Source organism: Nocardia wallacei, assembly GCF_029868745.1.
Taxonomy (GTDB): Bacteria; Actinomycetota; Actinomycetes; order Mycobacteriales; family Mycobacteriaceae; genus Nocardia; species Nocardia wallacei_B.
On record NZ_JARWOP010000075.1, the window covers coordinates 17,556 to 28,016 of the forward strand.

9 protein-coding genes are annotated in these 10,461 nt (G+C 70.8%); 8 read left to right on the forward strand and 1 reads right to left on the reverse strand.

All coding sequences use genetic code 11. The features are described from left to right. From QH470_RS05060 to mnhG, 8 genes are all read left to right on the forward strand, one after another. Positions 1 to 2,217, forward strand: a complete 2,217-nt coding sequence (locus tag QH470_RS05060) for an AAA family ATPase (RefSeq protein ID WP_280271080.1) — start codon at positions 1 to 3, stop codon at positions 2,215 to 2,217. A gap of 51 nt (positions 2,218 to 2,268) precedes the next feature. After that, positions 2,269 to 3,612, forward strand: a complete 1,344-nt coding sequence (locus tag QH470_RS05065; RefSeq protein WP_280271081.1) for a hypothetical protein — start codon at positions 2,269 to 2,271, stop codon at positions 3,610 to 3,612. Between the two features lie 123 nt (positions 3,613 to 3,735). Further along, positions 3,736 to 6,594, forward strand: coding sequence for a Na+/H+ antiporter subunit A (locus QH470_RS05070; protein WP_280271082.1), 2,859 nt, complete (start codon positions 3,736 to 3,738; stop codon positions 6,592 to 6,594). Next, on the forward strand, positions 6,591 to 6,974 hold the full coding sequence (locus tag QH470_RS05075) for a Na(+)/H(+) antiporter subunit C (RefSeq protein ID WP_280271083.1): 384 nt from the start codon (positions 6,591 to 6,593) through the stop codon (positions 6,972 to 6,974). The genes QH470_RS05070 and QH470_RS05075 overlap by 4 nt, the downstream gene beginning before the upstream one ends. Next, the gene (locus QH470_RS05080) at positions 6,971 to 8,587 is read left to right on the forward strand and encodes a Na+/H+ antiporter subunit D (RefSeq protein ID WP_280271084.1); all 1,617 of its coding nucleotides are present in this window, start codon (positions 6,971 to 6,973) and stop codon (positions 8,585 to 8,587) included. The genes QH470_RS05075 and QH470_RS05080 overlap by 4 nt, the downstream gene beginning before the upstream one ends. Continuing rightward, entirely contained in the window at positions 8,584 to 9,132 is a 549-nt protein-coding gene (locus tag QH470_RS05085) for a Na+/H+ antiporter subunit E (protein WP_280271085.1), read from the forward strand. Before QH470_RS05080 ends, QH470_RS05085 begins: the two co-directional genes overlap by 4 nt. Next, complete coding sequence (locus QH470_RS05090; protein WP_280271086.1) at positions 9,132 to 9,392, forward strand: monovalent cation/H+ antiporter complex subunit F; 261 nt, start codon at positions 9,132 to 9,134, stop codon at positions 9,390 to 9,392. Before QH470_RS05085 ends, QH470_RS05090 begins: the two co-directional genes overlap by 1 nt. After that, a complete protein-coding gene (mnhG, locus tag QH470_RS05095; RefSeq protein ID WP_280271087.1) occupies positions 9,389 to 9,736 on the forward strand; it encodes a monovalent cation/H(+) antiporter subunit G in 348 nt (115 codons plus the stop codon). The genes QH470_RS05090 and mnhG overlap by 4 nt, the downstream gene beginning before the upstream one ends. On the opposite strand, the gene QH470_RS05100 is transcribed toward mnhG, so the two are convergent. Continuing rightward, the coding region (locus QH470_RS05100; RefSeq protein WP_280271088.1) for a phosphatase PAP2 family protein at positions 9,733 to 10,461 on the reverse strand (729 nt) is incomplete at its 5' end. The genes mnhG and QH470_RS05100 overlap by 4 nt on opposite strands.

A 10,461-nucleotide genomic window follows, 5' to 3' on the forward strand; every position in this document is an offset into this window, starting at 1 on the left:
GTGCCGGAACTGTCGCTCACCGCTCGCCTGAACCGCTCGGCCGCCGATACCCGCCGGGGGGTGGTGCGGTTGCATCCGGAGGCCCTGGCGGCGTTGGGGTTGCGGGAGTGGGACGGGATCGCGCTGATCGGGTCGCGGCGGACGGCCGCGGTGGCGGGTGTCGCGCCCGGGGGGACACCGGCCGGGGTGATCCTGCTGGACGACGTGACGCTGTCCAACGCCGGGGTGCGCGAGGACGCGACGGTGGTGGTGACGCCGGCCACGGTGTTCGGGGCGCGGCAGATCTCGGTGACCGGATCCACCCAGGCCACCCACAGCATTCCGGAGGCGACACTGCGCCAGGCGCTGCTCGGCAAGGTCGTCACGGTCGGTGACGCGGTGTCGCTGCTGCCGCGCGATCTCGGCCCGGGTACCAGCACCGCCGCTGCGACACAGGCGCTTTCGCGCACCTTCGGAATCGCGTGGACCTCGGAGCTGCTCACCGTCACCGCGACCGATCCGGTGCGCGGACCGGTGAGTGTGCAGCCCAACAGCGCGGTGGTGTGGGGCGCCGGCGTGCCCGCGGCCGACGCCTCACATGATCCCGGCGCCGGATCCGACAGCCAGTCCGGTGCGCCCGGGACCCGGATGCTGGTGCGCGAGCGGCCGTCCGCGGTGGACGTCGCGGACCTGGCCGGGGTGCGCCCGCAGGCGGCGAAGCTCTCGGAATGGCTCAGCCTCGCGCTCGACGAGCCGGAATTGCTCAAAACTCTCGGCGCCCCACCACATCTCGGCGTGCTGGTCACCGGCCCGGCCGGGGCGGGGAAGGCGACGCTGGCGCGGGCGGTGGCCACGCCGCGCCGGATCGTGGAGCTGGACGGCCCGACGGTCGGAGCCACCGAGAGCGGCACCCGACTGCGCGAGGTGGGCCTCGCGGTCTCCGAAATCTGTTCCGGCGCAGGCGGGGTCCTGCTGATCACCGATATCGACGCGCTGCTGCCCGCCGACCGGGAACCCGTCGCCACGCTGATCCTCGACCAGCTGCGTGCCGCGGTAGCCACCGCGGGCGTGGCCTTCCTCGCCACCACCTCGCATCCCGCCGGTGTCGACAGTCGTTTGCGCGCACCGGATCTGTGCGATCGCGAGATCACCCTGACCCTGCCGACCGCGGCCGTGCGCAAGGATCTGCTGGAGCAACTGCTGCGCAAGGTGCCCACCGGCACCCTGCAACTGGACGAGATCGCCGCGCGCACACCGGGATTCGTAGTCTCCGACCTGGCGGCGCTGTGCCGGGAGGCGGCGGTGCGGGCCGCGTCGCGGGCCAGCCGTGACCACACCGAGCCGGAACTGATCCAGCCCGACCTGGTCGGCGCGCTACAGGTGATCCGCCCGCTGTCTCGTTCGGGCACCGAGGAATTGGCGATCGGCAGCCTCAGCCTCGACGACGTCGGCGACATGATCGAGACGAAGCAGGCGCTGACCGAGGCCGTGCTGTGGCCGCTGCGCCATCCGGATTCGTTCGCCCGGCTCGGTATCGATCCGCCGCGCGGCGTGCTGCTGTACGGGCCGCCGGGGTGCGGCAAGACCTTTCTGGTGCGGGCCCTGGCGGGCACGGGCCAGCTCAGCGTGCACGCCGTCAAGGGCGCGGAGCTGATGGACAAGTGGGTCGGCTCGTCCGAGCGCGCGGTGCGCGAATTGTTCCAGCGCGCCCGCGATTCCGCGCCGTCGCTGATTTTCCTGGACGAGGTGGACGCGCTCGCGCCGCGCCGCGGCCAGAGCAGTGACTCCGGCGTCGGGGACCGGGTGGTGGCGGCCCTGCTCACCGAATTGGACGGCGTGGAGCCGCTGCGCGACGTGGTCGTGGTGGCCGCGACCAACCGGCCCGAACTGATCGATCCGGCGCTGACGCGCCCGGCCCGCCTGGAACGCCTGGTCTTCGTGCCGCCCCCGGACGCCGCCGCCCGCGCCGAGATCCTGCGCACCGCCAGCCGCTCGGTCCCCTTGGCCGCCGACGTGGATCTGGCCGCCCTGGCCGCCGACCTGGAGGGCTACTCGGCTGCCGACTGCGCCGCCCTGCTGCGCGAATCCGCCCTCGCCGCAATGCGCCGCGACGTGGATACCGCCGACATCACCGCCACCGACGTCGCCGCCGCCCGTGCCGCGGTGCGGCCGTCGCTGGACCCGGCACAGGTCGAATCGCTCCGCCGCTACGCCGACCAGCGCAACCGAACGCCCTGACGCCCGGCAGGTCTGCACCTATGTGACCTTGATCGTGGGTATTTTCAGCAGGTGCGAACCAGTGCCGCGGTGTTCGAGACGGTCACGGCCGGTCTCGCAACCCTGGTTGCCGGAATGTCGCTCATGCTCCCGATCGACTTCACGTGGACCTCGGGGGCCTCGGCACTACAGCTGGATCTGCTCGCGCACAGCCTGCCGCACGCCATCGCCGCCGGCGCCGTCATCGGGCTGATCGTCGCGGTATTCGCCACGACCGTGAATCACGGCCTGGCGGCATGGGGTTCGGCATTGTGCGGCGCCGTGCTGTTGCTGGTGACACATCTGATCGGCGCGCACAGCGGCCCGGATGCCTCGCTGGCCACGGTGAATTTCGTCGACGCGATCGCGGGCGGGATCCTGCTCGGCGGTATCGCGACGGCCGTGCTGCACGGGCGGCTGCAGGTCTTCGGCTGGACGCTCGGCGCACTGGGCAGCATCGTCGTGGGCGCGGCGCTGCCTGTGCAGCACGGCAACGCGTTCGGCGATCCGGACCGCTACGGACGCTGGCCCGCGGTCGATTCGCCGCCGCCGTGGCTGATCGCGGTGACCGTGGTGCTGGTCGGGTTCGGCACGCTGGCCAACCGGCACACGACCGAGGTGGAACGGCGGTCCATCGAGTTGCCGATGGCCCCGATCGTGGCCGGCCTGATCTACGTGGTGGCGACGCTGGCCGGCACCGAATGGCTGAACCGCCATCCGGGCAGCACCGTCCACATCGCGTTGACCGTCGGCGGCACCGTGGTCGCCGGGTTCGTCGCCGCGGTGCTGCTGCCCCGACGCGACGGAACCCTGGTGCTGCTGGCGATCGCGCTGGCGGCGGTCGGCAGCGCGATCATGCCGTCCTGGCTGCCGGGCTGGTCGGCCGCACCGCTGCTGGTGCTGCTGGCGCTGGGGATCGTGCTGGGGTTCCGGCGGCCGGGGCCGCTGCTCGCACTGCTGCTGTCGACCGTGCTGGCACTGAGCTGCGTGGTCACGCTCGACCACGACGAGAACCGGGTCCGCAACGCGATCGTCGCGGTGGTGCTGACCCTCGTCACCGGCTACAGCTTCGGCAGCGCCGCGCCCCGCTACAACCCGACCCGGGTGCTGGGTGTGTCGATCGTCTTCGTGCCGTCGGTGGTGCTGGCGCTGCGCGACCACGCCGACCGAGGCGATCTCGACACCGCGACGGCCGATGCCGGTCGCTGGTACGTCTGCCGGGTGCCCGCCACCGATTCGCCGGTTCCGCACTGGACCGCGCTCGCGATCACGGTGGGCTGCCTGGTCGGGCTCATCGCACTGCGGCGGCTGCGCGCGCCCACCGTCGGCCCGGCGAGCGGCACGGCCGAACGCCCCGACGATCGCGAACCGCTCTGATTGCAGATATATAGCCGGTGGCCTCGAACATGTTCGACGCCATAACCACGGCAGCCGCGAATCCCGTAAGGGCCGAAGTAGTATCGACTGCGCACACCCCGCCGCCGACCGACGGAGTGAAGTTTGCTCGTAGTCCTGCTCGCCCACGCCGCCGCGGCCCTGTTCGCGCCGCCATGCGTGCGAGTGCTGGGCCGGCGGGCGTTCTATCTGCTGGCGCTGGTGCCGCTGGCGAGCCTGGGCTGGGTCGTCGCGAACTGGAACAGCGGGCGGGAACTGCACGTCGGCTGGGCGCCGGGCATCCACATGGATCTGGATCTGCGGTTCGATTCGCTCGCCTCCATCATGTCGGCGCTGGTGCTGGGTATCGGCGCGCTGATCCTCGCCTACTGCGCGAGCTATTTCGACGATGACGACCGGCAGCGACTGGGCATCTTCGCGGGCTATCTGGTTGCCTTCGCGGGCACCATGTTCGGGCTGGTGACCAGCGACAACATGTTGTTGCTGTTCACCTTCTGGGAAGCGACGACCGTGCTGTCGTTCCTGCTCGTCGGCCATCACGCCGAGCAGATCGCGGGCCGGCGCGCGGCGCTGCAGGCCCTGCTGGTGACGGCCGCGGGCGGCCTGACGATGCTGGTCGGCATCATCCTGATCGGGCAGCGCTGCGGCACGTATCTGCTCTCGGAGATCCTGGTGCGGGCGGATCCGCAGGACTGGTCGACCTGTGTCGCCGTGGTGCTGATCCTGGTCGGCGCACTGAGCAAGTCGGCGATCGTCCCGCTGCACTTCTGGCTGCCCGGCGCGATGACCGCGCCCACCCCCGTCAGCGCGTACCTGCACGCGGCGGCGATGGTGAAGGCCGGCGTCTACCTGGTGGCCCGGCTGGCGCCGGTGTTCGCGGCCAGTGCGCCCTGGCATCCGATAATCCTCACCCTGGGCCTGGTGTCGATGCTGCTCGCCGGTCTGCGCTCGCTACAGGTGACCGACCTGAAGCTGGTGCTGGCCTTCGGCACGGTCAGTCAGCTGGGCTTCCTGGTCACGCTGGTCGGGATCGGCACGTCCGACGCGGCCCTGGCCGGGGTGACGATGCTCGTCGCGCACGCGCTGTTCAAGGCGTGCCTGTTCATGGTGGTCGGCATCATCGACCACAGCGCCGGAACCCGGGACCTGCGACGACTGTCGGGGCTGGGCCGGCGCGCGCCCGTGCTGTGCGGCACCGCGATCCTGGCCGGGGCGAGCATGGCCGGAATCCCGCCGCTGCTGGGATTCGTGGGCAAGGAGAGCGCGCTGGGCGCGATTCTCATCGCCGACAATCTGACCGCGCCGGTGAAGGTGGCGGTGGGCACGGGCGTGGTGGTCGGTTCCATGCTGACGGTCGGGTACAGCCTGCGATTCCTCTGGGGCGCCTTCGGTTCCAAGTCCGTGGCTGTGGGAGCGCCGGAGCCGCAACTGAATTGGCATCCGCCCGGTGCGATGTTCGTGGCTCCCGCGGCCTTGCTGGCGGTGGTGAGTCTGGCCGCGGGCCCGGCCGCGCCGTGGTTGGACCGGCTGCTGCGGCCCTACGCGGAGACGTTGCCCGGCGGCGAGCCCACCGATCTGGCGCTGTGGCACGGCTTCGGACATCCGCTGACCCTGACCATGATCGTGATCGCCTGCGGCCTGGTGCTGTTCGAGATCCGCGATCGCATCGGCGAGACGGCCAATCCCCGGCTGGGCAACGCCGACCGCGTCTACGACAAGACGCTGCGCGCGATGGACCAGCTGTCGCTGCGCATGACCGGTGCGACGCAACGCGGTTCGCTCCCGCTCAACCAGGCGCTGATCCTGATCACGCTGATCGTGCTGCCCACCGCCATGCTGGCGTTCGGCGCCCGGACCCGGGTGGGTCTGCGGCTGTGGGACTCACCGCTGCAGCTGATCATCGGGCTCATCATGGTCGCGATGGCGATCGGCGCCACCGTGATGCGCAATCGCCTGGCGAGCGTGCTGCTGGTCGGCGTCACCGGCTACGGCTGCGGCGTCATCTTCGCGCTGCACGGCGCGCCCGATCTGGCGCTGACCCAGTTCCTGGTGGAAACCCTGACGCTGGTGATCTTCGTGCTGGTGCTGCGCAAGTTCCCGGCCGAGATCGAACCCGACCGGGCCACCGCGTTCAAGGCGCGCCGCGCGCTGCTGGCCGCGCTGGTGGGCGCCGCGGTCGCGGTGCTCGCGGCATTCGCCACCGCGGCGCGCGGCACCGATCCGATCTGGCACCGGATCCCGCAGGCCGCCTACAGTTTCGGCGGCGGGAAGAACGCGGTGAACGTGCTGCTGGTCGATATCCGCGCGTGGGACACCCTCGGCGAGATCTCGGTGCTGGTGGTCGCCGCGACCGGGGTCGCGTCGCTGATGTTCCGCAGCCGCCGCTTCGGCACGCTGCCCCGGGTCGCCGACGCGCCCGGCTACACACCCGACCCGGACCGCAGCTACTGGCTGCCCGCGTCCCCGCTGCTCGCCCCGCGCCACCGCTCGATGGTGCTGGCGATGACGACGCGCTTGGTCTTCCCGACCCTCATGATGCTGTCCGCGTACTTCTTCTTCGCCGGGCACAACGCCCCCGGCGGCGGGTTCGCCGGCGGGCTCACCGCCGGATTGGCCCTGGTCCTGCGCTATCTGGCGGGCGGCCGCTACGAGCTGGCCGAGGCCCTGCCGGTCGACGCGGGTCACGTACTGGGCGCCGGGCTGGCGCTGTCCGCCGGCACCGCGACCGGTTCGCTGCTGCTCGGCGCGCCGCCGCTGTCGTCGGCGATCGTGGAGGTGACGCTGCCGCTGCTCGGGCACGTCAAGTTCGTCACCGCCCTGCTGTTCGACCTGGGCGTGTATCTGATCGTGGTGGGCCTGGTGCTCGACGCACTGCGCAGCCTGGGCGCACGGCTGGACACCGAGGGGCCCGCGATCACGACGATCTCCACGCGGACCGGGGAATCGACGAGGGAGACCCGATGACCGCGAACATCACGCTGCTCGTCCTGGTCGGCGTCCTCACCGCGTGCGGCGTCTATCTGCTGCTGGAACGCGCGGTGTCGAAGATGCTGCTGGGGATGATCCTGTTCAGCAATGCCGTGAACCTGCTCATCCTCACCGTCGGCGGACCGGACGGCCGCCCGCCGATCCTCGGCCAGACCGATCGGACACAACGGGATTCGGCCGACCCGCTGGCACAGGCGATGGTGCTGACCTCCATCGTGATCACGATGGGCCTGGCGGCGTTCGTGCTCGCGCTGGCCTACCGCGCCTACGCCCTGACCACCAGCGAGCGCGTCGAGAACGACCCCGAGGACGTGAAGGTGGCCGCGCGCCGCGAGGGCGAGGACCCCGAGCAATGACCCTCGCGCCCGGCCTGATGCCCACCCTCACCGCGCTGCCGGTGCTGATTCCGCTGCTGACCGCGGCGGCCACACTGATCGTCGGGCGCAAACCGCGAGTGCAGCAGATCGTTTCGATCGCCGCGCTGGCGGCGGTGGTGGTGATCGCCGGGCTGCTGCTCTACCTGGCCGACCGGGACGGGATGGCGGCACTGCAGGTCGGCCACTGGGGCACACCGATCGGGATCACGCTCGTGGTCGATCGGTTGTCGGCGGCCATGCTGCTGGTGTCGTCGATCGTGCTGCTGGCGGTGCTCGTGTTTGCCGTCGGACAGGGCATCAGCGACGGCACCGAGCGGCAGCCCACCTCGATCTTCCAGCCGACGTATCTCATTCTGAGCGCGGGTGTTTCGATCGCCTTCCTGGCCGGTGACCTGTTCAACATGTTCGTCGGCTTCGAGGTGCTGCTGGCCGCGTCGTTCGTGCTGCTGACCCTCGGCGCGAGCGCGGACCGGGTGCGGGCCGGGGTGTCGTACGTGATGGTGTCGATGGTGTCGTCGCTGATCTTCCTCACCGGCATCGCGCTGGCGTACGCGGCGACCGGCACCCTGAACCTGGCGCATATGGCGGTGCGAATGGGCGAGGTGCCCACGGGAATTCGCAGTGCCGTCTACGCCGTGCTGCTGGTGGCCTTCGGCATCAAGGCGGCGGTGTTCCCGCTGTCGAACTGGCTACCCGACTCCTACCCCACCGCGCCCGCCCCGGTGACCGCCGTCTTCGCGGGCCTGCTGACGAAAGTCGGTGTGTACGCCATCATCCGGATGCACACGCTGCTGTTCCCGTCCGACAGCTTCGACAATGTGCTGATGGTGTGCGGGCTGTTCACCATGCTGATCGGCATCCTGGGCGCCATCGCGCAGAGCGATATCAAGCGACTGCTGTCGTTCACTCTGGTCAGCCATATCGGCTACCTGATGTTCGGGGTGGGGCTGAATACCGCGGCCGGGCTCACCGGCACCGTCTTCTACGTGGCCCACCACATTCTGGTGCAGACGACGCTGTTCCTGGTGGTGGGCCTGATCGAGCGGCAGGCCGGGTCGGCGTCGCTGAGCCGGCTCGGCGGGCTGCTCGCCGCGAGCCCCGCGCTGGCCCTGCTGTTCGGGATCCCGGCCCTCAATCTCGGTGGCATTCCGCCGCTTTCGGGCTTCATCGGCAAGGCCGCGCTGCTGCAGGCGGGCGTGGCCGACGGCAGCGTGCTGGCCTGGGTGCTGGTGAGCGGATCGATCCTGACCAGCCTGCTGACGCTGTACGCGATGGCGCGGGTGTGGAGCAAGGCGTTCTGGCGGCCGCGGGTGCAGGCGCCCGAGGGCGATCTGGCCGACGCGGCGCCCTCGGGGCTGATCGACGAGTCGACCGACGTGCAGTTCGACGACCGCGTCGACCCCGGCCGCATGCCGCGCCTGATGCTGGCGCCCACCGTCGCGCTGCTCGCGGTCGGGCTCTCACTCACCGCCTTCGCGGGCCCGGTGCTCGGCATCGCCGCGCGCGCCGCCGACGAGTTGAACGATCGCGGACGATACCTGGAAACCGTGCTGGGAACGCCGGATTCGTGGCGGTCGGGAGGCGACCGATGAGCCGCGAAACCGTCGTCCGCATCGGTGTGCTGCTGTGGCTGGCGCTGGTCTACACGGCGCTGTGGGGCGATCTGAGCGTCGCCAACACGCTGGCCGGGCTGGCGATCGGCGCGGTGATCATGGTGGCGATGCCGCTGCCGCGAGTGCCGGTCTCGGGACGGCTGCATCCGCTGTCGCTGCTCGAATTGATCGTCGTCGCTTCGTATTACGCGCTCGAATCCAGTCTGCAGATCGCCTGGTTCGCGGTCCGCCCGGCCGGTGCGCCCGTGTCGGGGGTGCTGCGGGTGCGGATGTCCATCCGCTCGGACCTGGTCTTCGTGCTGTGCACCGACGTGCTCAACATGATTCCCGGCACCATGGTGCTGGAGCTGGACCGGTCCACGCACACCGTCTGGGTGCACGTGCTGGACGTGGGCAGCGAGGCGGCGGTGGACAAGTTCTACCGCGTCACCCGCCGGGTCGAGCGGCTGCTGATCCAGTCCTTCGAACGGCCGGGCGAGTGGCACGAGTCGCCCCGGGCCGCAACCGCTTCCGAGGAGGATTGATGACGGCCGTCGCACTGATCACCGGGGTACTGCTGGTCGCCGCGGCCCTGCTGACCAGCTACCGGATCCTCGCCGGGCCGAGCACCCTGGACCGCGTGGTCGCCATCGACTCGATCATCGGCATCGCCGCCGCGGGACTGGCGGTGTGGGCGACCTACAGCGACGACACCGCGGTGCTGCCCGGCATCGTCGCGCTGGCGCTGGTCGGATTCCTCGGCTCGGCCGCGGTCTCCCGGTTCCGGGTGCGGGACGACCGATGACGGGCTGGCTCGATACCGCGCTGCGCGGGCTGTCGTTCGGGCTGATGGTGCTCGGCGCCGCCTTCGCCCTCACCGCCGCGATCGCGCTGGTGCGTTTCCCCGACACCCTCTCGCGCATGCACGCCGCCACCAAACCGCAAGTGGTCGGACTGGTCCTGATCCTGATCGGCGCCACCATCCAGCTGCGCGGCCACGGCAACGTGTGGATGCTGCTGCTGGTCGGGCTGTTCACCCTGCTGACCATTCCGGCCGTGGCCCACCTGCTGGGCCGCACCGCCTATCGCGAACAGCGCGACCGCGACGGTCTGCTGCTGATCAACGAACTCGGCGACGACGTGGACTAGGCCTGTCGCGCCGCGGGTTCGGCCGCCTCGGCCGGTTGCGCCGCCGGGGTGCGGGCGAACCAGGTCGCGTAGAACAACCAGAAGTAGGCCGCGACGACACCGAGCACGAGGACGCCCGCCGGAACCGGGTATTCGGCCATCCACACGGCCAGGTAGCGATAGCACAGCAGCAGCGCCGCCAGCAGCGCGAGACCACCGGCGACCGCGCGGAGGCGGGCGCGATCCCAGCCGCGTTCGGGCGCGCGCAGCGCGGATTCGACGGTCAGGCACAGCACCGCGCCCGCGAGCAGGTCGGCGCCGTAGTGGTAGCCGAAGCCGAGGGTCGCGGTCAGGGTCGCCGCCAGCCAGAACGCGCCGCCCCAGCGCAGCCAGCGCGGCGCGGGCGAACCGTCGGCGGCGCGGCGCGAATGCAGGAAGACCGTCGTGGCCCAGGCGGTGTGCATGGAGGGCATGCAGTTGCGGGGCGTCACGGTGTCGAAGCCCAAGAGCCCGGGATGGTGATCGACGGGCGGCACGATACGCGGCCAGTAATCGCCCACCTGCAGGCCGTGACCGTCGGGGCCGAACGCGAACATCGGCCCGACCACCGGGAACAGCACGTACACCACCGGCCCGACCAACCCCAGCGCCAGGAACGTGCGCACCAGATAGTGACTCGGCCAGATGCCGGTCGAGGCCACCCGCCGCAACTGCCACGCCGCCACCACCATCGCCGCCACCGGCAG

Coding starts and splice junctions, on each gene's coding strand:
- QH470_RS05075 (WP_280271083.1), top strand. CDS start 6,591: ATGACCGCGAACATCACGCTGCTCGTCCTGGTCGGCGTCCTCACCGCG.
- QH470_RS05080 (WP_280271084.1), top strand. CDS start 6,971: ATGACCCTCGCGCCCGGCCTGATGCCCACCCTCACCGCGCTGCCGGTG.
- QH470_RS05085 (WP_280271085.1), top strand. CDS start 8,584: ATGAGCCGCGAAACCGTCGTCCGCATCGGTGTGCTGCTGTGGCTGGCG.
- QH470_RS05090 (WP_280271086.1), top strand. CDS start 9,132: ATGACGGCCGTCGCACTGATCACCGGGGTACTGCTGGTCGCCGCGGCC.
- mnhG (WP_280271087.1), top strand. CDS start 9,389: ATGACGGGCTGGCTCGATACCGCGCTGCGCGGGCTGTCGTTCGGGCTG.